A 24884-nucleotide genomic window follows, 5' to 3' on the forward strand; every position below is an offset into this window, starting at 1 on the left:
CAGCGGTTGGGGTTTTTTATGCTCAACGTTAAGCCGGAACGCGTTGGGAATGATTGTATTGAAGTAAGGTTTTGATTTGCTCGGTGGCAGCCCTAGGGTCGTCGGCCTGACAAATAGCCGAGACTAATGCCACACCATGGACACCTGTTGCCACTATGTCTTTCAGGTTGTTTATATTGATTCCGCCAATGGCAACTATTGGCAAGGATGTGGTTTGCAGCGCGCTTGCTAAACCGTCAATCCCCCAATGATGGCGGGTGTCGGTTTTGGTCGGCGTGGCAAAAATGGCACTGAGTCCAATGTAATCGATTGGCAAATCATGCACGCTGGCCAATTGCTGGTGGCTTTCAATGGACAAACCTAACAGTTTGTTGGGACCGATCAATTGTCGCGCTAAGCGAGCTGGCATATCGGATTGCCCTAAATGAACGCCATCTGCCTCAATCGCCAACGCCACATCCACCCGGTCGTTAATGATCAAGGGCACACCAGAGCCTTTTAGGACGTCTTTGACGGCGCTTGCGCGTTCAATAAAGGCACGCACGTCATGGTGCTTTTCACGAATTTGCACCATGGTAACGCCACCTTTGACGGCTTCTCGAACAATGTGAGTCAGGGCTTTTAGATCTAACTGTTCATCTGTTACAAGATAAAGCTGGTAAGGGTTCATGCTGCATTAACCTATGATTCGGTCGGAGGTATCGATCGCGGTGAGTTTCAAACGCTGTGCCAAGGTGGCTTCATCGAGTGTGTAGAGCACGTCTAAAATAGCCAGTTGCAAACTGCCTGGGCCTTTTGCTTGTTCAGCGGCGATTTCCCCCGCAACCCCAAACACCGCGGCTGCGGCCAAACCACTGGTCTCCCCAATTGCGGCAAAGGCGCCTGTCAGCGCCGAAAGCGAGCACCCCATGCCTGTGACTTGCGGCATCATGGGGTGTCCGTTGTCTAATGCGAGGATGTTTTTTTCTTGCTGAATAAAGGGGGGGTTGACGATGAAATCGGTTTCCCCAGACACCACCACGCTCGCATCAAAGGTCTCCATCAAGGTGACAGCGGCTTGAATAGCGGCACTGCTGCTGTCCATCGCATCGACGCCTTTGCTTTGCGAGGATTCACCCGCCAGCGCGATGATTTCAGAGGCGTTGCCACGGATAATCAAGCGCTCGGCGAGTTCAGCAAAACGACGAGATGTTTGGGTTCTAAGGGTGCTTGCACCACAGCCAACAGGATCAAGGACGACGACTTTTTGATGGTGATTTGCTTGTTCAATTGCAAAGGCCATGCGCTCAATCCAGTCACTGTCTAGGGTGCCAATATTGATCACCAGAGCGCCAGCAAAGCTCATCATCTCAGCCATTTCTTGACGAGAGTGCGCCATAATAGGCGAGGCTCCTATTGCCAGCAGAGCATTGGCTGTGTTGTTCATCACCACGTAATTGGTGATGTTCACCACTAAGGGTTTTTGTTCTCTCAGGGTGCGCAGTGCATTGAGAATAATGTGCTTATGCATGATGATTCTCCTAACGTGAAGCGTTTAGACCTTGCTGCCAAAAAGCCACTTCCATTCTGGTGGCGGTACAAAATACCTCAATCAGCTGTTGGCCTCGTTCACTGTTTATATCAATATTCTTCAGTAATGTATTGAAATACAGCGCGCCTTGTTTGGCGTGACCTTGGTAGTCGTCTCCAGCGTACAGCTCGATCCAACTCCTATATGGGTTGTTTTCCCACTGGGTATTGGCATCTAGGCTGATTTGTTCGCCGATCACGGCGTAACCAATAGAGCATGGCGCTAGGGCGGCGTAAAGGTCTACGAGATTGCCACTCATGCCAGCATCAAGAACGTATCGAGTATAGGCTAGGGTGCCGAAATCTTCTCTTTCTTGCTCCATTTGGTTTTCAGTTAATCCCCAGTCTTGGCAAAAGTTAACATGGTGGCTGATTTCACTGCTTAGCAGAGCATTTAATGTTGGCAAAGCTTGGCGCATATCGGTTAATGAATTGGCTTTATACACCGCCAGAGCATAGGCTCTGGCGTATTGTTTTAAAAACAAAAAATCTTGTTTTAGATAATGTAAAAAGCTGTCTTTGGGCAAGTTACCAGACGCCAATTGAGTAACAAAGTCATGCTTTGTGTAGGCTTGCCATTCTGTTTGGCAGGCGTCGATTAAATCTTGATACTGCATAAATCACCTGATTAGAAAGTAAGAAGGTAGTGTTTGGCTTCTGGTAAAGTGCTAATGATTTTATGATCGAATAAAAAGCGAGCGTAATGATCGTAACGGGTTAAATCCACGGCAGCAGGACGTAATGCAAAGCGAGAAAGTGTGTCTTGCCAAGCCATCTTATTAAGTGTGTTATCCAGGGTGTCTGGGGCGTAAGTGACAAATTCTTGCCACGCTTTTTTAGGGTGATTCACTATGTAAGTGGTGGCTTCTTCAATGGCGGTATTAAAGGCTCGAATGGCTTTTTTATTGTGTGCTTTTGCGTTTGTGACAAAAATCAATTCATCGTAATTTGGCACGCCGTTTTCTTCAGGGTAGAAGAGAACAGGCTGATAACCTTCTGTGATCAGTTGGTTCTTTTCAAAGTTACGTAACCCGCCCCAAATAGCGTCGACCTTCCCAGAAGCCAATGAAGAAGAAAGCGCCCAACCAACGTTCACTATTTTCACGTCATTAATGGTTAAGCCGACACTATTGAGCATGGTTCCTACCGTGGCTTCTTCATTGCCAGCGATCGAAATGCCAATGGTTTTACCTTTTAATTGGGCGAGAGAGTGGATGCCGCTCTTCTTCAATGTGATCAGAGAGTTAAGCGGTGTGGCGATTAAGGTGCCAGAGCGAACCAATGGTAACCCTTGAGCGATGTCCATGATCAAGCTGGGTTGGTAGGACACAGCCATGTCGACTTTCCCTGCCGCAACCAGTTTAGAAGGGGTGCTCGGGTCGGCGGGTTCTTGAATGGTGACCGCTAACCCCTGCTCCTTAAAGTAACCATGCTGTTGCGCGATAACAATGGGTCCATGGTTCGGATTGACGAACCAATCCAGCATGAGCGTGATTTTTTGTGTCTCGGCTAGGGCAGGTGTTGCCAGCAGTGAAGACGCCAAGGTTAATAGTGTGCTTGCGATCAGTTTTTTCACGTGTTTTCCTTTTGTTATTAGTGAGGATAGATAAGTGTTTTTCTCGGCCTTGTGGCTTATCGATAACATTAGTGCTCCCAAGGGATGGCTTTTTTGAGAGCAAAGTCCGTTGCAAAATACAGCACCACAGACAACAGAGATAAAATAAATAAGGCGGCAAACATGTCGTCGATCATCATTCGAGCATTCGCCTGTAACATGAGATAGCCCAAGCCAGCACTAGAACCGACCCATTCTCCAGCCACTGCCCCGATGGGGGCGATCACGACAGCGACACGAATGCCTGAGGCCAATGCCGGTAATGCCGCCGGTAGTTGAATATGGATCAGTTGCTGCCAGCGGCTAGCTTGCATTGTGTGAGCTAGGTCGAGAAAGCCTTTTGGGGTGTTGCTGAGTCCGTCGTAACAACAGGTCGTGACGGGAAAGAAAATAATGATGGCCGCCATCACGACTTTGGACGCAATGCCGTAATCTAGCCAAAGCATTAATACTGGGGCAATGGCAAAAACAGGGATGGCTTGGCTGGCAATCAATATTGGCAATAACCAGCGTTTTACTGGTTTAAACAGCAGCATTTGCAGAGCAAAAAATAGCCCCATGCTAAGCCCGAGCAATAGACCTAAAACAATTTCTTGGGCAGTGACCCAGGAGTGGCGCATCAGTACGTCATGGCGCACGAATAAACGGTCCAATACTGACAGTGGTGTGGGCAAGATAAACGAGGGCAAATCAAAGACGACAATAAGCCCCTGCCAAGTGGCCAGTATGGCGAATACTATGATGATGGCGCGCAGCAGTGTGTGAAACGACTTATTGAAGGCGGGGGTGCCATTGCGTGCACGACGGCTTTTTTTAGGCGGACTGGCAAGAGGCGTCAAATTAATCATTGTCTTGCTCCAATCTGTGAAAAATCTGCTGCTGAACATGGGCCGACTCTGGGTCTAATTCTCTTGGTGGAAAAAGCTTGGGTAAGGCTAATGGCTCTGCTTGCGCGGGTGAATTGGTGAGAATGTATAAACGTCCGGCTAGGCGTACCGCTTCTTGTGGGTCATGGGTGATGAGCACGACGGTTTTGTTTTTTAATAGGGTATAGGAAAGGCGCTGTAATTTATGTCGTGTTACCGCGTCCAACGCCGAGAAAGGTTCGTCCATTAACACAAAAGGTTTGTCCTGCATTAGGGTTCGAGCAAGCGCGACACGCTGACGCATACCGCCAGACAGTGTTTGAGGCAGTGCTTTTCGAACGTCAAGTAAGCCAACGCTTTCTAATAAAGATAAGGCTTTGTTGCGAACCTCATCGCTTACTCCTTGCTTGTTAAAGCGATAACTTAGGCACACATTGTCTTCGACTGATAGCCACGGGAGCAGCAAATCTTGTTGCGCCATATAAGCAATTCTATGCTGAAAGGGGAGGCCGTCGCTGCATTTTACCTCGCCGTGCCAGTCTACTTTATCGTCCAGTAAACCCGCTAAATAACGCAACAGTGAGGTTTTGCCACTGCCACTGCGACCCAGCAAGCAGGTCCATTCTCCAGGGGGAATCTCCATCGATAGCTTTTCCAATGTGGCCTTGTCTGCGCCATGGTAATGCAGGCAGGCTTGCTGGATGGATAACCCCAGCGGTGCGTTACTCATTGCTTTATGTCACTCTGGTTCAGCGCGAAAAAGTGATTTACAGGGCCATGACCCTGGCCAATTTTTAGCTGGATTGCGTGGGCAATTGCTTGGCTAATGTAGTTTTTAGCTTGGTGAACGGAAGTGTGTAAGGTGTTTCCTTGGGCAAGGTAAGAAGCAATGGCAGAAGAGAGGGTGCAACCTGTGCCGTGGGTGTTTTTTGTGTCAATGCGCGGCGCTGAGAGTCTGTCTACTGTGGTTGCCGTGATGAGCAGATCAAGGCTGTCTGCCTGCTGGTCTAAGTGTCCGCCTTTTAACAATACCGCTTTAGCACCGAGAGCCCTGAGAGCCGCCACCATGGCGAGCATGTCATCCTCGTTGTTAGGCAGTGGCAAACCGGTTAACGCCGCCGCTTCAGGCAGGTTTGGCGTAATGATGTCGACGAGAGGAAAGAGCCTTTGCTTAAGGGTATTGATGGCGTTTTCTTGCAGTAATAAATCGCCACTGGTAGCGATCATGACAGGGTCTAGCACGATGAACTTAGGTTGATACTGCAGCAGTTTATTGGCCACGGTTTTGATGATGTCGCTGTCCGCTAACATGCCTATTTTGACCGCGGTGATATTGATGTCGCTAAACACCGCGTCTAGTTGGTTTTCAACATGGTCTAATGGAATCGGAAAAATAGCAGAAACACCAAGGGTATTTTGCGCGGTGATCGCGGTAATGGCTGAGCAAGCGAAGCTGCCGGTGGCCGAGATGGCTTTTATATCTGCTTGGATGCCAGCGCCACCGCCACTGTCTGAGCCTGCGATGGTTAATACAATCGGCGTAGCAAGATTTTGCGGTTGCTGAGATCGAATGTGAGACGAAGTAAATGATGGACTAGACATATGAGCTCCTAACGGTGGTGCAAGGAACTACATAAGCAAATTTGATTAGAAAGGCTTCTTTGAACGCTTTATCGAGAAGCCCAAATTGCTATATGGGACACAGTGACTAGCACTGTTATCACAATAGTTCCCTACGCCAGTGTTAACTGAATCAGGTTCAACGGGTCTCGTGTTATACGATCTCAGCAAAAAAATGCCCCCCGACTATGATGCTAAGGATGTTAACAAGATTTGATTAAAGACTCATCACTTTTTAATCCTAACGGCCTTAATGATGACATTTTCGCTTATTTAATGGGCTCATCTAAGTGTGGTTTAGGTGTGAGGTGTGCTTGTACTGCCATGGTCATGGCTTCGAGCCCTGCGTAAGAATTGGATATCGCCGCATCCCGGGAAACCAGCACATAGTGACCTTTTTTGCAGGCGCTTAAAAATTGGCAAAAGCCTGGCAAAATGGCGTTCATCTTGGCTATTTCTACTTCTGGTTTTTGTGCAGAAAAATAAGGATCAAAGATAATGTCTGCGTCTAATTCAGGTAAACGCTCAGCGCTAAAGTCGACGCGTTCCCCTTTAGGGATTTGATTGATAATACTAGGGAACTGAAATCCTGCATCTCGCAAGACACGGCCGAGGGAGCGGTAACTGTGGTAAACGCTAATTTTACCTCGTAATGGTTGCATCACAGAGACGGTGATCTTGTGTGTGTCTATGGTAGCTTTGAGGCTTTTAATTTGCTCTTTATAGCGTCGTTCAAGAATCGCTAAGCGCTTTTCTGTGTGGGTGATTGTGGCAAGCTGTTGGTAGACATGGGCAGCGTCTAACCCACTGTCGAGTGAGATGGTCGGGGCAATATTTGCCAGTAAATCCACCGGCGTCGGACGCGAATTAGCGGTGATGATCAGGTCAGGCTTTAGACCTACGATGGTTTCTAAATCGACGTTAGTCGCCCCAATAAAAGTAATGTCGCTGTTGTCAAAATCCACCCCAGTTAATAATGCGCTAGAGCGAATATAAGGTGTGCCATTTTTGGAAATTCGACCATGGCTACCAATGGGCATGACACCGAGCTCAATCAAAGGGATGGTAATGTCGATGTCATACACAGAGACAATGCGCACAGGGTGACTGGGAATGGTCACTTGGCGGCCTAGATCATCGGTGAAGGAGACGGTTGTGGCGGAGAGGCCCTTGGCTGCCGAAAAGGGGCAGCCAAGGGTGATGAACAAAATAAGCAGTAGTCGGTTCAAAGCTGGTTCCTACGAGTCCAAAGAAGAATAATCAGCGTGGGCGCGCCTATCACGGCAATGACAACACCGGTCGGCAATTCGACTGGTGCAAAGGCGGCACGGCCTAGCGTGTCAGCAGCCAATACCAAAATAGCACCGATTAAGCTGGTGGAAATTAAATGATAACGGCTTGAGTAATTCGGTAAAAAACGCGCCAAATGCGGGGCAATCAAACCGACAAAGCCAATGCTGCCAGCCACAGACACACTGCCAGCAACAAGAAAAATAGCGACGCTAAAGCGAATGATATTGACCCATTTCCGGCGCACTCCCAAACTGGTGGATAGTGCGTCCCCAAGTGCTTCAATGTCGGCGGAGGGCGCATTGAACAAGAGGGCAATGAGACAGATAGCAAACAAGATGGCTACGAGCTGAACGCTTTGCCAAGTGGCGCCTTGTAGGCTTCCCGCGATCCAGATCAACACGGTTTGTAGGTCTTTAGTGTCGGTGGCGGCTAACAACACCATCATGGCGCCGACAAAAACCAAGATAAGCTAATGCCGATCATGACAAATCGAATGCTTGAACTGCCTCGAGCAAGCAATAACACAAAGACGCCGCTGGCCAATCCGCCAATCATGCCCACCAGAGGACGCCACGCCAATGAGAGTCCAGGAGCGGTCAATATTAGCGCAACAACACACAGAGCTGCGCCTTCTCGAACCCCTAAAATAGAAGGGTCAGCCAATCCATTTCGTGTGAGAGATTGCATCACGGCACCCGAGCAAGCCAACATTGCCCCGCAGCATACAGCTAGAGCGATTCTAGGGGCGCGAAATGCGTCTAGAATCAATAAATGAGAGAGGTTTGTTGTTGATGTGTTTGGCGTTTCTAGGTGCAAGTAAGCCAACACAGAGTGCAATGGAATGGCCTCGCTTCCAGTGGTTAGGGCGAAGAATATGACGCCCATTAAGGCTGTGAGTAACAGCCCAATCGTCAACAAAGACGCGAGATGAATACGGATCGAATAGTGCCCCGATCTTAGGGACAGCGGTGAGCTGGCTATCATCGCATTCTCCTCACAAAAATCCAGAGAAAAACAGGCGCGCCGACTAGGCCGGTTAATGCCCCTGTGGGTAACTCTTTTGGGGCGAATAAGCTAATGGCTGCGATATCGGCCGCCATTAATAACGCCGCGCCAGTGAATGCCACCAATAGAAGGGAGAAGACACTTGGGCGTGAGTGTATGCCGCGCCAAAGTGAGGCACAAATGAGCCCGATAAACCCTATGGGTCCGACCACAGACACCGCGCTGCCGGTGAGTAAAGCGGCCGCACAAAGAGAGAAGAAGCGGACTTTTTGGATCGATGCTCCCAAGCCTTTTGCCATGGCGTCGCCTAACGACATGGCGCTTAACTGCGGCATAATGAGCAGACTCAGGGCGAGTCCAGCCCCAGCAAAAGGCAAACTGATTAACACCGAGTGTAAGTTTGAGCCTGCGCCATCTCCAATAAGCCAGAAACGCAGTTGATCGAGCGTGTCTTCATCCAGAATTAACACAGTAGAGGTGATCGCACCGGCTAAGGCTGAAAACGCAATGCCGCAAAAAATCAATTTAAGCGGCTGCAAACCTTTTCTCCCGGCTGAAGAAATCAGCAAAACCAAACTGAAAAGTAGGCCAGCACCAACGCTCGCAACCAGTGGTCGAACTAGGGTAAACATAGGGGCGATAGGAAAAGCGGTAACCAATACGACGGCAAGACTGGCGCCAGAATTTAACCCAAGCAGTTGTGGGTCACTCAGACGGTTGCGCAGCGTCACTTGCAATAAATACCCCGCAATAGCCAAGCAGCTGCCTGCGAGTAACATTGCCAATACTCTGGGTAATCGTAATGATATCAACACCCTATGATCAAAATCATGAGGGTTATAGTAAAACAAGGCCTGGGTTAAGGTCGTTAACGAAATAGCGCGTGCGCCGTGCAACAAATGAAGTCCGCTTAACGCAATAACGAGAACCAACATGAACCCAAAGCGTGATCTATTGGACCATGGTTGAGTGTTGCTAGCGCGTGAAAGTAAGCTCCTGCTCATGCCACAGCCGATGCTTTAGGGGTTTGCTGTGACTTAGGCAGAAAAATGGGTAAGCCTGTTTCAGGGTGGGTGACGGCCAGAACTTGGGTCTCAAAAACCTCTTCTACCATCTTGCTATTACAGTGTGATGGGTGACTTAGCGTATGGCGAATTTCCCCTTCTTTTAAGAAGATTAAATGGTCGGCGTATTGCAGTGAAAGGTTGAGATCATGCAATACACAAACAATGGTTCGGCCATGTTGTTGAACCAGATCAACCAGCATTTCCAGTAGCTCGACTTGATGGCGCATGTCTAAAAATGTTGTTGGCTCATCGAGCAATATGAGGTTGGTTTCTTGGGCTAACACCATGGCAATCCAGACGCGTTGGCGTTGCCCACCAGACAGGCTATCAACGGGTCGTTCTGCCAATTCTTGAGTGCCGGTGACAGCCAGCGCATGATCTACGGCGGCTTCGTCTTGCTTGCTCCATTGTTTTAAGAAGCCTTGATGGGGAAAGCGACCGCGGGAGACAAGGTCTTTGACGGTTAAATCTTCTGGCACTATGGGGTGCTGCGGAAGCAGGCCTAATTGGCGTGCCACCTCCCGCGTGGGGAGTTGTGCAATGTTGTTGCCTTGTAGCAGAACCTGTCCTTTCATTGGCGAGATTAAGCGCGCCAAAGTGGACAGTAAGGTCGATTTTCCTGATCCATTTGGGCCCAGTAAGACCGTCATTTTGCCATCAGGAATAGTAAGGTTGATGTCTTTTAAAATCTGCTTGGAGCCATGGCCAGCATCAAGATGGAGAGTGCTGAGTGGGGCGGCTTGGCCATGTGAAGAAACGGTCATTGATGAATGTCCTAATAAAGCGGTTTTAATCTTGCTTGGCAATACAGTTTAATAATTGAAGTGATAATAGTTATTGTTAACTTTTTGATGGGCGTATTCTATGGTGTCTATGGTCAAAAATCACGACAAATTTGTCTCGATTGGTGATGCCCTAAGGCTTATAAACCTCTAGGGCATCTAACTGGCTAGCGAGCTAAGGCGGTTTTATTCTGTTTTTTGTGGTTGGGGAAGAGCGCCTTTATAAGACGCCATCAAAGGGTTCTTGAAGCGCAGGCTTTCGCCGTTTTAGTCGCGCTAGAAGGCGCTGGATGTCCTCTTTAATCATTAAGAGGACAGGAATAAGAACCAATGTGATTATGGTGGCGAACATGATGCCATAGCCTAAAGAGACGGCCGCAGGAATCAGCATCTGAGCCTGTCTTGAGGTTTCTCCGAGGATCGGCATAAGCCCTGCGAAGGTGGTAAAAGACGTTAATAGTACTGCGCGTAACCGGCTACGGCAGGCTAGATTAATGGCCTTTTGCACGTGGCTGGTTTCTTCTTTGCGAAGCGCATTAAAGCGTGACACAAGCAATAGACTGTCGTTGACCACCACGCCGCTGAGCGCCAAGATGCCGTTTAAAGAAAAAATGCCCAAAGGTAAGTCGTTGATCCAATGGCCAAGCAGTGCGCCAATAATCCCAAAGGGAATTGCCATCATAATGATGAGCGGCTGTGAGTAAGATTTGAGTGGGATGGCAAGCAGAGCATAAATGATCAATAAGGCGATCAAAAACATGTTTGACATGGAGGACTGAGTTTCAGCGCGTTGCTCTGCTTCCCCAGAGAAATACACGTCGACGCCTGGGTATTTTCGTTTCATCTGAGGCACCACAGCTTGCTGTAAGTAGCTGACTACTTCGCTGGCGGACATGGTGTCTTTATCCACCTCGGCGGTGAGAAATAAAGAGCGTTTCGCATTGATTCGAATGATGCGAGTTTGTGCCTCTTCTTGCGTTAACGTGGCCACCGAGGACAGGGGAACGTAGGTGCCATCCGATAAGACTATTTTGGTATTCAGCACCGCCGCAGGAGACTCTTGTTGCGCCTTTGGGTAGCCTAAATGGACTTCGATTTCCGTGTTGTCGCGCTGATACTTTTGTACCGTAATGCTGTCAAAGTTATTGTTTATTTGAGTGGCCAATCCAGCCGTGGTTAAGCCTAATAAACGGCCTTGTTCGTTGAGGGATAAAGCAAGGCGTGACTCTGTTGGCTCATCGTTTTGCTCTATGCCTGACACCGCCGGTAAGGTGTCTAGTTGCGCCAGCATATTGTGCATAGCGGCACTGAGTACGCTGTTGTCGTTGCCTCGTAATTCGATTTTAAGATCATCTAATAGCGCTCTTGAGCTGCTAAGGCGCAGACTCTTAACGCCTTCTGGCGTGCCTGCCAGCCGCTCCCATTGCTGAACAAATTGCGCGGCGCTGTAAGGGCGAACCGTGTCTAGTTCAATGCGCAAGCGGCCACTTTGGTCATTCGTGGCAGTAACTTGAATGTTGTTAATAAACGAAGCCGTACTTTTTTGATCGGCGCTGGTGTCTTTTTGATTGGCGCTGGTGTTTTCTTGATGAGTGTCACGGGCCATTTTGTGGCGTAATTGCTCATCGGCTTGATAGGCGGTTTTTTCCAGAAAAGAGAGTACTTTGCTGGTTTGCCCGTAGCTAACATCGTTGTACATAGCGAGCTCACCACGTACGGTGTCGCCAGGGATTTTAGGAAAGAAACTAATGCGTAGCGCGCCAGTAAAAGGCATCGACATCACCAGCATAAACACAGCGACAAACAGCACCAGAACTGCGTATCGATAGCGTAAAGCAAGGTCGATAAGAGGGCGATAAACTTTGTCGCTGAACCATTGAAGGCTAGCATCAGCACCCTGCTGAATCATCCCCCAGGAGCGTGATAAGACATTTTTATTGATCGATTTGCGGGTGTTAATGTGCGCCAAATGCGCGGGCAGTATGATTTTAGATTCGATGACAGAAAGCACTAAACAGATGGCAACCACGATGGCGAATTGAGAGTAAAGTTGCCCCAATCGACCGTCGATATTGGCTAATGCCCAAAAGGCGGCAACGGTTGTGAAAACACCAAATAGGGTCGGTACGGCAACTTGCAACGTGCCCTTGATCGTATTGTTTAGCGTATCCCCGTCTTTTGATCTAAGGCTATACACATTTTCTCCAACCACCACGGCATCGTCCACCACAATGCCTAATGCCATTATGAAACCGAAGGTGGTAAACATGTTTAGCGTCAGACCAATGGTTTGGGTGCCCATGAAATACAAGGTGCCAAAGAAGATAAAAGGCAGCCCCATGGCGACCCAAAATGCGACTGTGACATTGAGGAAAACCGCCAACAAAATAAACACAAGTAAAATGCCCGTGATGGCATTCTCAATCATTAAGTCTAAGCGTTGATTGATAGACTGGCTGCGGTCATACCAAGTAGAAAGTTGAACATTGGGTGGCAAACGACCGTCTGCATACCACTCATCAATAACATCTTTGGCGGCGGAAACAGAGTTAGATATGTCGTCTTGCCCGGTGGTGATGACCTGTATTGCAATGCTGTTTTGTCGGTTAAACCGCGACAACACAAAGTCATCTTCGTCGAAAGCATCGCGAATGGTTGCAATATCGCTGAGACGAATACGACCACCATTTGCTGTGGTCTTAATTTGAATGTTGGAAAACTCTTGCTTGAAGTAAGCCTGTTCTGACGCACTGATGTGCAGGTAAATATTCCGATCACGTAATGTGGCTACTCTCGCAGGGGACGACTCTTGGTTTATGGCGGTTGCAACCTCAGACAAGGTAAGGCCATAGCCTTGCAGGGTATTTTTGTCGACTTCGACTATCATGGTGGGGTCAATCCACCCTGAAATATTCGCCGAGCTAATGTTGTCTTTCGCTAATAAATCGGTTTTTAAATCGTAAGCGAGTTTTTGTAAGGTGCGACGGTCAGTGGTGCCGTGCAGTTGCAACCAAATAGCGTGCTCTTCTCTGGTGGATTTCGTGACAACCGGTGGGTCCGCTTCATCGGGAAAAGAAGTAATTTGATCGAGCGCATTTTTTATATCGTCTTCTAAGGTGTCTATGTTGTAGCCGTCTTGCATCTCAATGCTAACACTGGTGCTGTTTGCGGTAGAAGTCGTTGTAATGTCTTGGATGCCAATCACGTCTTGCAATTTTTCTTCAATAGGAATGGCAATGCCTTCTTCGTTTTCTTTTGCTGAACCACTTTCATTGCTGACCGAAATAGCAATGCTGTTAGGCGGTAAGCTAGGGAAGGCTTCTTTATTGAGCGCCCCCATGTTCATAACACCCAGAGTAATGATCAACAACATTAACAAGTTGGCGGCTACGGGGTTGCAAGCAAACCAGGCGATAATACCTTTAGGCTGATCCAGTGGTGTCATGGCGCTATACCTTCAGCCTGCATGGCTTGGTTTTCTATAGGGGTAACCAAACGGCCAGGGAGATAGCTGTTATAAGGGTGCGTTAGGATCTGATAAGGCTTGTCTTGCATGGCTTTTGGTACGCTAATGTAGACGTAGTTTGCATCAACAAACTCAGGGGATGTCGCAAAACTAGCGAGACGTTGGTCGTCTGTAATGTACCAAATCTCACTCTTTTGACTGAGTGCAGAATTGGGCAGCTGCCATAGATTCTCGATGGGCTTTCCTTCAAGTATGACGTTAACAAATGCACCAGGAAGTAAGGCAGGAGACTGTTCTAACGGATTGGCTAGACCGACAACAAGTTTGCGCATACGAGTGCTTTCATCAATGTGCAGATCTGCACTCAATACTCTGCCTGCCCAATGTTGGCGCCCATCCATAGATTCGATACGAGCCGGCCAGCGCTGTTTGATTAATGCCGTTGTTGTGGGCAATTTCTGCCAATCACTGTGTGCCAGATCCAGTTCGATTTCCAGTCGGTCGGTGCTGTAAAGTGTTGCAACCTCGTTGCCAGCATTTAAAAAGGAACCGGGAGAGATAAAGCGCGCGACCACAAGCGCATCGAAAGGCGCAATTAATTGAGCGTGTTTTAGCTTGTCTTTGGCGTCTGATAAGGCCGCTTTTGCCGCTTCGAGTTGCGTTCTAGCCGCTTCTAATTGCGGTTTTCGTAAGACTAGGTCTGAGTCGGGTGCTCCGCTGAACCCTGCTGCTTGCCACTCGGCTTTGGATTGTTTGGCTTGGCGTTCTTCTTCTTTTAAGGCAAGGGTCGCGCTGGCTACTGTATTTGCTGCGGTGGCGACTGAACTGGCCAGTTCAGTATTGTGCAGGCGGGCTAACACTTGCCCCTTGGTGACTCGCTGGCCTTTTTCGAAATGCTCGGCAAGGTAAGTCACTTCGCCGCTGACTTGGGTGGTTAGGGTTAAGTCATAATGTGGTTTGGCGATGCCTGAAACCTGCACCATGGCGGCGTGTTTACCTGGTGATACGCGAATCACACTGACTTCCATGGCTTGTTCAGGCGCCGCAGGCCTTGGTTGGCGAACCTTGTTTTTTTGCGCTTCTAACGCCTTGGTAATGTAAAAATAAACGCAGGCGATAACGAGCAAAGCAAGGATCAAGGTAATCCATTGATAAAGGCGTTTCATGACTCTTTGACTCCTAGCCCGAGGGCGAGCCCTAAATCGACTCGATTAATTAAGTGTAAGTACAGTAAGTTGTCTAGTTCTGCTGCCAAATTAAAGGTGGTTTCTTGCACCCGAATTAAATCGCTGAGTTCGACTAAGCCGGTACGGTATTTTTGTTCATAGCGAGTGAGGTTTTTTTGCGAGCTTTGTAAGGCTTGTTGGATGTTAAGCAGCTGTTGGGTTAAGAGCTTTTCTTGTCCTATGGTGGTTTCGACTTCGTTGATGGCGGTTAATAAGGTGCTTCGATAGTCTTGATAGGCTTCAGCTGTGTTTATTTTGGCAATTTCAACCGCGGCTTTTAGTTTACCGCCTTGGTACAAGGGTTGGGTGAGTTGCGCCAATAAAGACCATATCGGCGACGCAAATAGGGCGCTGCTTGGAGAACTGGCAGTATCGCTTAAGGTGGCGCTCAGACTAATGGTCGGTAACATGTCTTTATAGGCAACCGATACGTTTAAGTCCGCAGCTTGAATGGCCAAATAGGCGGCTTTTAAATCAGGGCGGCGTTGTAGGCTTTGCTCTGGTAAATAATCGAGCGTCAGATTGACCCTAGGGTAGTCCGTATTGGGTACTATGTTTAGCGTATTTTCACTGCCTAAGTAACGTTGTAATGTGCGCCGCTCTATCGCGAGATCTTCTTTGTATTGCGCGAGGTCCGCCCTTGATTGTGAGCTGGCAGTTTGCGCTTCATCAAGTTCTTCTAGGTCATTTAAGCCATTTTTAAAACGTTGTAAAAGCCGATTTTCGTTGGTTTCTAATACCGCTAAGCGGTGGCTTTCAATATCGATCAGATGCTGTTTTGAGGTCATGGCCAGCCAAGATTTAATGATGTTGGCCACTAGTACGTCTTGGCTTTCCTGATACAAGGCTTGGTCGGCCGCTAGGCTCTTTGCGGCGGCTGCTTCGCTGTTCGCTAATTTTCCCCAGAAATCCGCTTCCCAGCTGATGCTAATGTCTGCGTTATAGCTGGCTTCGACGCTTTCTGTTTTATTGCGAGAAAATCCAGCGTCGAGACTAGGAAGGCGGTCCCCATGGATGCTTTTTAATTGCCAAGTACTGGCTGTTAGGGTGAGCAAGGTTTTTTGTAAGTCAGGGTTTGCGGTTAGTGCCTGTTGAATAAGTAGGTCTAATTGCGCATCTTGAATAAGATCCGTCAAATAGCTGATCGGGGCTACTTCGTTTAGTTGGCGCCATTGGGTCTCTTTCTTGTCAATAAGTGCCGCGCTTTCTTTTTGTGCTTTGTCCGCAATTTTACCACGTTGCATGTCGCTACTGCAGGCTGTCAGCGAGAGACTTAGGCATAAGCATCCCCAATGCCAAAGCGTCTTATTTATCATGCCGTTCCTCTTTGTGAATTCACCCAATGTTAGGCCGCTTTGCCATAGACAACAAAATCGCCAAAAAAGTCGATCTTGGTTAATAAAAGATAAGGTTAATTTACTGGCTGGAATTTCAGTAAGACTTGCGCCAAGGTTTTGATGGCAGCTTCGCGTTGTTCCATGCCTTGTTCGCTGAAATTAATACGAAAACAGTGGCGGTATTTTCCGGTGGCGGAGAACAGAGGCCCAGGTGCGAATCCAACTCCCTCCAAACGGCACTGTTCCACCAACTTCATGCTGTCGATGTCTTTATCAAGCTCTACCCATAAGATAAAACCGCCATCAGGAAAACTAACACGGGTGTTGCTTGGAAAGTAGCGTTTGATGGCGGCTAACATATGATCTCTTTGCTTTTCATAGCGCTGGCGCATAGTGCGAATGTGTTTGTCATACCCACCAAGGCGAATGAATTTGGCAATGGCCAATTGCGGTAGCGTAGGGCACATGGAGCTACTGACGTATTTTATGTGAGTAACCTTGTCTCGATAACGCCCAGGGGCTATCCAGCCTACGCGTATCCCTGGTGCGACGGTTTTAGAAAAGGATGAGCAGAGTAAGACACGACCATCTTCATCAAACGATTTGATGCTTCTAGGGCGAGGAAATTGATAAGCGATGTCACCGTAAATGTCGTCTTCTATGATGGCAATATCATAGCTTTGCGCCAATCTATATAAGCGCTCTTTTTTGTCGTCCGACATTGTGTAGCCCAGAGGGTTGTTACAGGTTGGCGTGACTAAAATGGCTTTGATTGGCCATTGATCGAGCGCCAGCTCTAAAGCCTCTAAACTGATGCCAGTTTCTGGGTGAGTGGGAATTTCCATCGCTTTTAAGTTAGCCGCTTTGATGGCTTGCATAGAACCATAAAAACTGGGTGATTCGATGGCAATAATATCATTGGGTTCTGTCACTGCCCGTAGGCAAACAGAAAGTGCTTCTTGGCATCCTGATGTGACAACCAGGTCGTCTGGATGCAGTTGGCAGCCAGAGGCACCGGCTAAACGGCATAGTTGCGTGCGCAGTTCTTCTGAGCCTCTTAGGTCGCCATAGCCTAAGCCTAATGCAGGGTTTTGTTTGGTTAAATCCGCCAAGGTTTTTAGCAAAGGTTTTAAAGTTGACGCCGTCATATCAGGCATGGCGTGCTGTAACTGTACTCCGTTAGCATTGTCTCGGATCATGAGTAAGTTGAACACTTCTTCCCACTGTGAGACTTCCAATGGGCGTTGAGGTGGCCGAGAGATGCTGGGGAGGTTATCAATGCGCTGTTTTTGGACAACAAAGTAGCCTGATTTTGGTCGAGCCTCTACTAAAATTTCTTGCTCTAATTGCCGATAGGCTTCTTGAACGGTTGAAATACTCACGCCATGCTCTTGAGATAACTGACGTACCGATGGAAGTTTGTCACCAGGTTTATAGAAACCTAATTCAATGTGTTCTTTTAAGCGTTCTGACAAATCTTGATAGAGCGTCATAGCGTAGCGTCCTGTTAAGTCAGTGGCAGGGGGTACGTTATTGTAGACGAATAAAGACGCAAAATTGACCATACAGATTATTATGTTTGCTGCCATACAGACAGAATTAGGGTTTTCTGTATTGTTAATAAAGTGTTTTTCTGAGTCTGTATTGTATTTGATCTTCTCTCTATAGTTGACCTTCATACACAGTGGTTCTTTTTATTGAGTGCCGAATTGGCTCTAATAAACGCCTAATACCAACCCAGGCTAAGGTGAGTCAGAGACGAAAAGGAGATAGAGTGATGCTAATTATTTCTTTATTGACCCATGTTCAATATTGCATTGAGCGTTATCAAACACGTAAGTCTTTGATTAAGGTAAGTGAGCAGCAAATGCAGGATATGGGGCTGACTCATGAGATTCGTCAAGCAGAATTATCGCAGGCCAGTTTTAGCGGATTTATTGGCGATCTTATGCGCAAAAAAACCAAGGAAACTTCATCATGATTACGGACGCTTCGTTCTTTTTCGCTTTGGCTTTGTTCGCTTTTATTATGTCGGTAACGCCTGGACCCAATAATATGATGTTATTGGCGTCTGGTGCCCAATTTGGCTTTCGCCGTACTTTGCCCCATATGATTGGCATTGTATTAGGCATGGCGTCCTTGTTGTTTTCTGTGCTGCTGGGGATGGGGGCATTATTTGTACTCTATCCTCCTATTTACTCCGTTTTAAAATGGGTTGGCGGCGCTTATTTATTGTGGCTTGCTTGGAAAGTGGCCAGCGCCCCAGTAGGCCAACTGTCTAACGCCAAACAGTCGGCTTCGCCCATGCAATGGTGGCAGGCGGCGCTTTTTCAGTATGTGAATCCTAAAGCTTGGATGATGTCGGTTGGCTGTGTCAGCTCCTTTTCTTTGGCCGGAGACTTGTATGTGCAATCCGGTTTTTGGATTATCGTCTTGTTTGCGTGCATGGGGTTTCCTGCGATTACTCTTTGGGCATGGGCGGGTGTTGCGATTCGCCGTTGGTTAACGGATGACAAACGCCAGCGAGCGTTTAATTACATCATGGGATTGGCCACGGCTTCGACCTTGCTGTTAATGGTGGGAGGTTAGATAATCCCTATTTTGCAGCAAGGACAAAGGAGATCACTATGAATGAGTGGAGTCTCTATATCATCAAAACCCGTCTTGATACACTTTATACTGGCGTTACCACCGATGTGGAGCGCCGTTTTAAAGAGCACTCAGGTGCGAATAAAAGCGGTGCACGATATTTAAAAGGAAAAGGCCCCTTAGAGCTCCTATGGCATCAAGTTGTTGGGAGTAGAAGTGATGCCTTGGTACTAGAGTATCGTGTTAAACAACTTAATAAACGCCAGAAATTACAGATAGTTAACGGCCAACTTTGTGTCTCTTCCTTAATAAAGACTAGCTCACTTTGACGTTAAATCGAGTCATGGTGACTTCTTCCATGTGACCTGCTTAATAGGTCACGCTTCTTTTGTCATACCTTCCAACACGCTTCTTTTGTCTGATCAAACGTAAAGCGTGATCTTTTGTTTTTTACTAAAAAACAATATGGTAATATAATCATACAATTAAATTGGTGCTATTAAACGCATATTGGCATTTGAATCATTAGGAGAATAAAAATGACGAAACCTATTATTGGGTTCATCGGGCTAGGCTTAATGGGCGGCAACATGGTTGAAAACCTTCAAAAAAGAGGTTTTGAGCTTAATGTAATGGATCTAAATAAAGACGCCGTTGCTGCTTGTGTTGCACGTGGTGCGACACAAGCGACTTCCGCAAAAGAATTAGCGGCCGCAAGTGACATTGTTATGCTTTGTTTAACGACCTCAAACGTCGTTGAAGCATTGGTTTATGCTGAAGATGGTATTTTAGCGGGCATTAAAGAAGGCGCCGTATTAATTGACTTCGGTACTTCTATCCCTGCATCTACACGTAAAATTGGCGCCGATTTGGCCGCAAAAGGAGCGGGTATGATTGATGCTCCTCTAGGTCGTACACCTGCCCACGCCAAAGACGGCTTATTGAACATCATGGCCGCAGGCGATAAAGATACCTTTGAGAAAGTTAAGCCTATTCTTGAGCAACAAGGTGAAAATGTTTTCCATTTAGGCGCATTGGGAGCAGGCCACACCACTAAATTAATCAATAATTTTATGGGCATGACAACGGTAACGGCTATGTCTCAAGCGTTTGCTGTTGCGGATCGCGCAGGTGTTGATCGCCAGCAATTATTTGACATCATGTCGACAGGTCCTTCTAACTCGCCGTTTATGCATTTTTGTAAAAACTACGCGATTGATAACAACAGTGATTTAGGCTTCTCGATAGCTAATGCTAACAAAGATTTAGGTTATTTTTTGAAGATGGTAGAAGACCTTGGAACACGCTCGCAAATTGCAGAAGGAACGTCAGCGAACCTTCAAGCAGGCGTGGATTTGGATATGGGAAATGGCAATGTTCCTGAAATATTCGACTATTTCATGAAATTGAATGCGTAACTGTTAGCCATCAATATCTAATGCCGTTATGGTCAAAACGCCTCTTTTTAGAGGCGTTTTTTTTTTGCCCGCATAAGGCCACTTTTCAAGCGTTATCTTGGGAGTACTGGAGAACAGGGAAGCGCTCTGGCGAGGGAGTGGTTCGAGCTAGAGATTGCGACAAGGGAAAGATAAATAAGGGCTTTTAGGCTTCATCAGATGTGCATTCTGAGAAGCCTAAAGCAAGAGTTGAAGTGAGTTTGCTAAGTGGAACTAGCGGTTTTTCTATGCCTTCTTATGGTTGACCACAGTGAGAAAATCGCCAAAAGTATAAAAGCCAATGCGATAGGCCTTTCATATAGGAACGACCAGCTACCTTCGAACATCAATAGGGATTTTCTTAAATTGGTTTCTGCCATTGGCCCTAGAATGATCGCAAGCAGTATCGGCGAAGTGGGCACTTCTAATTTATTCAATACAAAACCAAGTACGCCAAATGAAATGGCAATGCCTACGTCGAACATTGAATTATTGATCGCATAAGCCCCAACAATCGATAAGAAAATAATGATGGGGATCATTAGTAATTTAGGGGCTTTTGAGATCTGACAGAAAAAGCGAATGCCTAATAGACCAATTAACAGCATGGCAATATTTGCCACTAGCATAGAGCTAAAAATACCGTAGACAATTTCTGGATTTTGAGTGAACAGGAGTGGTCCAGGAGTCAGCCCTTGAACAATCAAAGCCCCTAGTAATACGGCGGCAACCGCATCGCCCGGTACACCTAATGTTAATAGGGGAACGAGTGAACCGCCTGTGACTCCATTATTGCCTGCTTCTGCGGCTGCGAGCCCTCTAATAGAGCCGTTACCAAATTCTTCAGGGTTCTTAGAGACTCGTTTGGCTTCGTTGTAGCACACAAACGCTGAAATATCGGCACCAGCACCTGGAACCGCACCAATAGAGGTACCAAATAAAGCACTTTTAATCGACGTAGGTAGAATGCTTTTAAGGTCTTTTAAACTCATCAGTTTATTACTGAATTTCTCAGCAATTTTTTCTTTTGCATGCAGTTTTTCTAGTTGGGTTAAGGCTTCTGATATCGCAAATAAACCAATTAAAACCGGGATGACATTGATGCCGTTGTAGAGGTCTAAGATTCCAAAAGTAAATCTTGGAACACTGCTGATAGGGTCGAGACCCACGGTTGAAATCAATAAACCAATGGTACCGGCTAATAAGCCTTTCAAGATACTTTTTGATGCCACGCTGGCGATAATGGTCAAGCCAAACAGGGCCAATGCGAAGTATTCGGGAGCATTAAATCGCAATGCAAATTCTGCCAACATAGGCGCAATAGCGATCAATATAATGGTACTAATTAATCCGCCTACAAAAGAGGCGACCGCCGCGATGCTCAAAGCACGTGCCGCTTCGCCTTTCTGAGTCAGAGAATAACCATCCAGAACCGTTGCTGCGGATGCGGGTGTCCCCGGTGTTTTTAACAATATGGCAGAGATGGAACCGCCAAAAATACCACCGATGTACACCCCAATAAGCATCACCATGGCGGCAGTCGCTTCCATGCCAAAGGTAAATGGCAACAATATTGCCACGCCCATTGTTGCTGTTAAGCCTGGCAGTGCGCCAAGAATTATGCCCCCTAGAACGCCAAATATAAGGACAGGGAATATTGCTAAGCTAAATGCAGCACCAAGGCCGACAAATAAATGATCTATCATAGAAGCCTCTAAAAAATAATGCCTTCAGGAAGGGAAATAACAAACACGTGGCTAAATAGATAATAAATAGCAACAACAAAAAAATAGGCGAAAAGGTAGTAAGAAAGCTTCTTTGTTTTTAAATAGGCCAAATACAAGGTAAACGCAGTTAAGCTGGCAATAAGGTAGCCAAGAAGGCCTATTAGTACGGCATACACGACTAAGAAACACAGGCCAAAGAAAGACATTTTTGAAAATAATCCGTCGGATTCTTGTGCTTTATGCTTCTTGGCTCGGTGTTGAACGAGCAATGCAATACAGATGATGATTTGTGCGATGACCAAAACCGTAGGGAAAAATTTTGCCCCAACGCTAGCGTCTTGCTGATAATAGACTGGTACAGTAAATTGCGGGATTAACGACAATATAACAGCACTAATCACAATGATTAATATAGGAAAAACAATATTTCTATTTAACATAGAAAAATCCTTTTGAAATAAACTGAACTCAGTAATCACAAACAGGGTTGCCAGCAGTAGCAACCCTGTTTGTGTGTTATTACTTAATTAATGCACCTAAAGATTGAGTATCATCTTTAACAAACTGAGTAAACTCAGCGGCATTCATGTTGTGAATTGTCATGGCGCCTTTGGCCATGAAGGTTTTAAATTCATCGGATGCCATGGCTTGATCGAATGCATTTCCTAAGGTAACAATTATTTCATCTGGCGTGCTTTTCGGTGCGCCAATTCCACGCCATGTGCCACTGGTCACATTAACGCCTTGTTCTATCAAAGTAGGGACGTTAGGAATGTATGAAATACGTTCTTTAGACATCACCCCTAAGGCTTTTAATTGACCTGATCGGAGTTGAGAAATGGCTTCACCTGGTGTGACCATGGTCACGGCAGTGTGTCCACCCAAGACGGATGGAATGGCTTCTGATGAACCATTGTATGGGATGGCATTAAGTTGAATGCCCTGATCTTTTTGCAAAGCGATCAAATAAAAGTTTGGCGCTGCGGTTGAGGCAAACTTTACTTTTCCTGGATTGGCTTTCGCTTCTTTAATTAAATCATTGATGTTATTAAACTTACTGTCTTTGTTAACGAGGACAACGGCAGGGTCTAAGTTGACCATACGAATGAGTTTGAAATCATTGGCCGTATGTTGCATTAAGCCCATTTGAGGTAAGGAAGCGATTTCGCGGGTGACAACCGTTAAGGTATAGCCATCACCACGCTGTTGCGCGCCATAGCTCATGCCTACCGCACCAGAGCCTCCGGTTCGGTTCATCACAGAAATGTTAGTTCCAAGTATGTCTTTTGCGCTGTTAGCCAAGGTGCGACCAACCGCATCAGTACCGCCACCAGCACCAAATGGCACGACTAAACGGATATTTTTGCTTGGGTAATCAGCGGAAAACGCAGAAGCAGAAGCTAAAATTCCAGCAAGAACAATGGTATTTCTAATTATTTTTTTCATTACATAATCCTTTTTTATATTTATTGTCGTTTTCTTTTTTATTTGTTGTTTCTGTACATTTGAGTAGGTTGGTCTAGCTTCCTTTGTTGGTAATCACTGATGGCTAATTGTTCAAATGCTAGGGCTATCCAGCCGCTAATAAGCATATCAAACCACTGCTGAACACCACTGCAGGCAACCACAACATCCCCATAGACAAATGAGCCATAAAAGAGAACATCATCATCACGTAGAGAAGAGGGGTGCACGGCTTGGTGATGAAGGTTGGCGCTTTTGTTTCGCCAAGCTTGGGCCGCTTTGTTTCTAGCAAGAACATCAAAGGGAGTGCTCCACGATGAGTTCTTAATAGATTCTTGATACAGAATTGCCTCTTCAAATGTTGACTCCCAAGGCTTTATTCTGGGATCCATAATGACAATATGCAGTTCTTTTCGGTTGGTTTGTTCAAACAGCTTGTCTATCGCTGGTTTAACCAGTTCAACCGCGTCTTTAGCAAGCTGTTTATGGTCTCTTGCCATGTCAAACTCCTACTCGTTAGGTCGAGCGTTCTTCCCTATGCTCAAGTTTTTATTGTTAGTTCCTCATGACAAGCCCCCATCCTTAGAAGGTGTGTTTATCATGGTGATTTGAGTATTTCTATTCCAAGCTAGTGCTTATAAGAGGGCTTTTAGAAGGTCTTATCTTGGCAAGTAGCAAGTCATGAATCGTAACTTACCATAATATAATACTACAAATAAAGAGTGGTCAGCAGATTTGGGGGTGGTTTGCTCTTAGATGACAAACTTCGTGTTTTTGGGGGGCAAGGTGATTGAAGGGACAGAGCCAAAGAGGACTGTTTTTTGGTTGGTGTATGGGACTACACGCAGCCATTGTCCTCTAGCCCTTTAATATCAAAAACAATTTTAGATATTTTCTTTTATTCCAAATGTCTCATCAATACTGTGCTTGAGTTCATTGAATGGAATGTCATTCATACATTTATTATTATATGGGCAGGTTATATTTTGATTGCATGGTCTACAATCATAATCTAGCTCAAGGTGTTGGCTATTGACTGATTTTACTCCTGCTCTTAATGATGTATTTGGTCCATAAAGCCCAATGGCTTTTTTCCCTAAAGCAGACCCTAGATGAAAAATTCCGCTGTCTGGTGCAATTATTAAGCTTGATTCGTTAAGCCAGCTTTTCACATCTTTTAAGCTTCCTTTCTCATATACAGGGTATTTTTTTGTTCTCGACAGTATTTCATTGGCTAAGATTTCTTCAGTGCCTACTAGTCTAACAGTAATGTTGTTTTGCTTAGCATAATCGCATATCTCTACTATTAGATTTGTTGGAATGCGTCTAATTTCCTTATCTGCACCAATATGAATAATGATTTCTTTTTTTATCTCTTCTTCTAAACTCTGTAACTCTATTATATTTGAGAAGTGAAGGTTGAATAAATCTACAATAGGCTTGTAGTCCATTATTATGTTGTCATAACTAGGAAACTTTTCAACCATTTTGTTGTATAGGAAACTGTATTTCAGTTTTTGAATCTTGTTTTTATATCTTCCTATTTTATACTTTGCAGAAATTGATTTTATTAACTTTCTGCTTTCTTTGTTTGACGTTAAATCTATGACTATATCAAACCGATTGAAGTTTGGACTGTCAGATGCTTCCTCCTCAAAACCACTATCGGAAAGAAGCCCTTGGTACGCCTTTGGTATGATGTATGTCACCTTGTTTTTTTCAGAGAGAGGTGATCCAACGGATAAACTGGAGATGACGTCACCTATCCCTGATAGATTAACTAATGCGATGTTTAAGCCTTCAATTTTTCTTAGATTCATTG

General features: G+C 46.2%; 25 protein-coding genes and 1 riboswitch. Of the genes, 4 read left to right on the forward strand and 21 right to left on the reverse strand.

Annotation, left to right across the window (positions count from 1 at the left end):
- Nucleotides 1-28 precede the first annotated feature (28 nt).
- The 16 genes from thiE to ACIGBN_RS02660 form a co-directional block, all read right to left on the reverse strand.
- Complete coding sequence (gene thiE, locus ACIGBN_RS02585; RefSeq protein ID WP_396663472.1) at nucleotides 29-670, reverse strand: thiamine phosphate synthase; 642 nt, start codon at nucleotides 668-670, stop codon at nucleotides 29-31.
- A 6-nt stretch (nucleotides 671-676) separates the two neighbouring features.
- On the reverse strand, nucleotides 677-1510 hold the full coding sequence (gene thiM, locus ACIGBN_RS02590; RefSeq protein ID WP_396663474.1) for a hydroxyethylthiazole kinase: 834 nt from the start codon (nucleotides 1508-1510) through the stop codon (nucleotides 677-679).
- A 10-nt stretch (nucleotides 1511-1520) separates the two neighbouring features.
- Nucleotides 1521-2186 carry a thiaminase II gene (gene tenA, locus ACIGBN_RS02595; protein ID WP_133001605.1) on the reverse strand — a complete coding sequence of 222 codons (666 nt, stop codon included), beginning with the start codon at nucleotides 2184-2186 and terminating at the stop codon, nucleotides 1521-1523.
- 11 nt (nucleotides 2187-2197) lie between these two features.
- A complete protein-coding gene (locus tag ACIGBN_RS02600) occupies nucleotides 2198-3145 on the reverse strand; it encodes an ABC transporter substrate-binding protein (protein WP_243711899.1) in 948 nt (315 codons plus the stop codon).
- A gap of 68 nt (nucleotides 3146-3213) precedes the next feature.
- Nucleotides 3214-4032, reverse strand: a complete 819-nt coding sequence (locus tag ACIGBN_RS02605) for an ABC transporter permease (RefSeq protein WP_396663477.1) — start codon at nucleotides 4030-4032, stop codon at nucleotides 3214-3216.
- A complete protein-coding gene (locus tag ACIGBN_RS02610; protein WP_396663479.1) occupies nucleotides 4025-4780 on the reverse strand; it encodes an ABC transporter ATP-binding protein in 756 nt (251 codons plus the stop codon). The genes ACIGBN_RS02605 and ACIGBN_RS02610 overlap by 8 nt, the downstream gene beginning before the upstream one ends.
- A complete protein-coding gene (gene thiD, locus ACIGBN_RS02615) occupies nucleotides 4777-5652 on the reverse strand; it encodes a bifunctional hydroxymethylpyrimidine kinase/phosphomethylpyrimidine kinase (protein ID WP_396663480.1) in 876 nt (291 codons plus the stop codon). The genes ACIGBN_RS02610 and thiD overlap by 4 nt, the downstream gene beginning before the upstream one ends.
- Before the next feature lie 111 nt (nucleotides 5653-5763).
- Nucleotides 5764-5865, reverse strand: a riboswitch (TPP riboswitch).
- Nucleotides 5866-5939: 74 nt separating this feature from the next.
- Nucleotides 5940-6899: an ABC transporter substrate-binding protein gene (locus ACIGBN_RS02620; protein ID WP_396663481.1), complete on the reverse strand. Its 960-nt coding sequence runs from the start codon at nucleotides 6897-6899 to the stop codon at nucleotides 5940-5942.
- Nucleotides 6896-7408, reverse strand: coding sequence for a FecCD family ABC transporter permease (locus ACIGBN_RS02625; protein WP_396663483.1), 513 nt, complete (start codon nucleotides 7406-7408; stop codon nucleotides 6896-6898). The genes ACIGBN_RS02620 and ACIGBN_RS02625 overlap by 4 nt, the downstream gene beginning before the upstream one ends.
- The gene (locus ACIGBN_RS02630; RefSeq protein ID WP_396663485.1) at nucleotides 7405-7947 is read right to left on the reverse strand and encodes an iron chelate uptake ABC transporter family permease subunit; all 543 of its coding nucleotides are present in this window, start codon (nucleotides 7945-7947) and stop codon (nucleotides 7405-7407) included. The genes ACIGBN_RS02625 and ACIGBN_RS02630 overlap by 4 nt, the downstream gene beginning before the upstream one ends.
- Nucleotides 7944-8903, reverse strand: a complete 960-nt coding sequence (locus ACIGBN_RS02635) for an iron ABC transporter permease (protein ID WP_207923311.1) — start codon at nucleotides 8901-8903, stop codon at nucleotides 7944-7946. The genes ACIGBN_RS02630 and ACIGBN_RS02635 overlap by 4 nt, the downstream gene beginning before the upstream one ends.
- A gap of 65 nt (nucleotides 8904-8968) precedes the next feature.
- Nucleotides 8969-9799, reverse strand: coding sequence for an ABC transporter ATP-binding protein (locus ACIGBN_RS02640; protein ID WP_396663487.1), 831 nt, complete (start codon nucleotides 9797-9799; stop codon nucleotides 8969-8971).
- A 238-nt stretch (nucleotides 9800-10037) separates the two neighbouring features.
- Nucleotides 10038-13262: an efflux RND transporter permease subunit gene (locus ACIGBN_RS02645; RefSeq protein ID WP_396663489.1), complete on the reverse strand. Its 3225-nt coding sequence runs from the start codon at nucleotides 13260-13262 to the stop codon at nucleotides 10038-10040.
- Complete coding sequence (locus ACIGBN_RS02650; protein WP_396663491.1) at nucleotides 13259-14449, reverse strand: efflux RND transporter periplasmic adaptor subunit; 1191 nt, start codon at nucleotides 14447-14449, stop codon at nucleotides 13259-13261. The genes ACIGBN_RS02645 and ACIGBN_RS02650 overlap by 4 nt, the downstream gene beginning before the upstream one ends.
- Complete coding sequence (locus ACIGBN_RS02655) at nucleotides 14446-15825, reverse strand: TolC family protein (protein ID WP_396663493.1); 1380 nt, start codon at nucleotides 15823-15825, stop codon at nucleotides 14446-14448. Before ACIGBN_RS02655 ends, ACIGBN_RS02650 begins: the two co-directional genes overlap by 4 nt.
- Nucleotides 15826-15920: 95 nt before the next feature.
- A complete protein-coding gene (locus ACIGBN_RS02660) occupies nucleotides 15921-17339 on the reverse strand; it encodes a PLP-dependent aminotransferase family protein (RefSeq protein ID WP_133002099.1) in 1419 nt (472 codons plus the stop codon).
- Between the two features lie 284 nt (nucleotides 17340-17623).
- Here ACIGBN_RS02660 and ACIGBN_RS02665 point away from each other — a divergent pair, with 284 nt between their 5' ends.
- The 4 genes from ACIGBN_RS02665 to ACIGBN_RS02680 all read left to right on the forward strand — a co-directional run bounded on the left by ACIGBN_RS02665 (nucleotide 17624) and on the right by ACIGBN_RS02680 (nucleotide 19853).
- Entirely contained in the window at nucleotides 17624-17827 is a 204-nt protein-coding gene (locus ACIGBN_RS02665; RefSeq protein ID WP_343772224.1) for a hypothetical protein, read from the forward strand.
- Complete coding sequence (locus ACIGBN_RS02670; RefSeq protein ID WP_396663495.1) at nucleotides 17824-18435, forward strand: LysE family translocator; 612 nt, start codon at nucleotides 17824-17826, stop codon at nucleotides 18433-18435. Before ACIGBN_RS02665 ends, ACIGBN_RS02670 begins: the two co-directional genes overlap by 4 nt.
- Before the next feature lie 38 nt (nucleotides 18436-18473).
- Nucleotides 18474-18764 (forward strand): GIY-YIG nuclease family protein, encoded by a 291-nt coding sequence (locus ACIGBN_RS02675; protein ID WP_396663497.1) that lies wholly within the window; start codon nucleotides 18474-18476, stop codon nucleotides 18762-18764.
- Between the two features lie 210 nt (nucleotides 18765-18974).
- A complete protein-coding gene (locus ACIGBN_RS02680; RefSeq protein WP_133001591.1) occupies nucleotides 18975-19853 on the forward strand; it encodes an NAD(P)-dependent oxidoreductase in 879 nt (292 codons plus the stop codon).
- 242 nt (nucleotides 19854-20095) lie between these two features.
- Here ACIGBN_RS02680 and ACIGBN_RS02685 read toward each other — a convergent pair whose 3' ends face one another.
- The 5 genes from ACIGBN_RS02685 to ACIGBN_RS02705 all read right to left on the reverse strand — a co-directional run bounded on the left by ACIGBN_RS02685 (nucleotide 20096) and on the right by ACIGBN_RS02705 (nucleotide 24882).
- Nucleotides 20096-21577, reverse strand: a complete 1482-nt coding sequence (locus ACIGBN_RS02685; RefSeq protein WP_396663500.1) for a tripartite tricarboxylate transporter permease — start codon at nucleotides 21575-21577, stop codon at nucleotides 20096-20098.
- Nucleotides 21578-21585: 8 nt separating this feature from the next.
- A complete protein-coding gene (locus tag ACIGBN_RS02690; RefSeq protein ID WP_133001589.1) occupies nucleotides 21586-22038 on the reverse strand; it encodes a tripartite tricarboxylate transporter TctB family protein in 453 nt (150 codons plus the stop codon).
- A gap of 79 nt (nucleotides 22039-22117) precedes the next feature.
- Nucleotides 22118-23044 carry a tripartite tricarboxylate transporter substrate binding protein gene (locus ACIGBN_RS02695; protein ID WP_396663502.1) on the reverse strand — a complete coding sequence of 309 codons (927 nt, stop codon included), beginning with the start codon at nucleotides 23042-23044 and terminating at the stop codon, nucleotides 22118-22120.
- Nucleotides 23045-23082: 38 nt separating this feature from the next.
- Entirely contained in the window at nucleotides 23083-23562 is a 480-nt protein-coding gene (locus ACIGBN_RS02700) for a hypothetical protein (RefSeq protein WP_133001587.1), read from the reverse strand.
- A 384-nt stretch (nucleotides 23563-23946) separates the two neighbouring features.
- Nucleotides 23947-24882 (reverse strand): glycosyltransferase family 9 protein, encoded by a 936-nt coding sequence (locus ACIGBN_RS02705; RefSeq protein WP_396663504.1) that lies wholly within the window; start codon nucleotides 24880-24882, stop codon nucleotides 23947-23949.
- Nucleotides 24883-24884: the final 2 nt, after the last annotated feature.

It is taken from the genome of Marinomonas sp. NPDC078689, assembly GCF_044542435.1.
GTDB lineage: Bacteria > Pseudomonadota > Gammaproteobacteria > Pseudomonadales > Marinomonadaceae > Marinomonas > Marinomonas arenicola.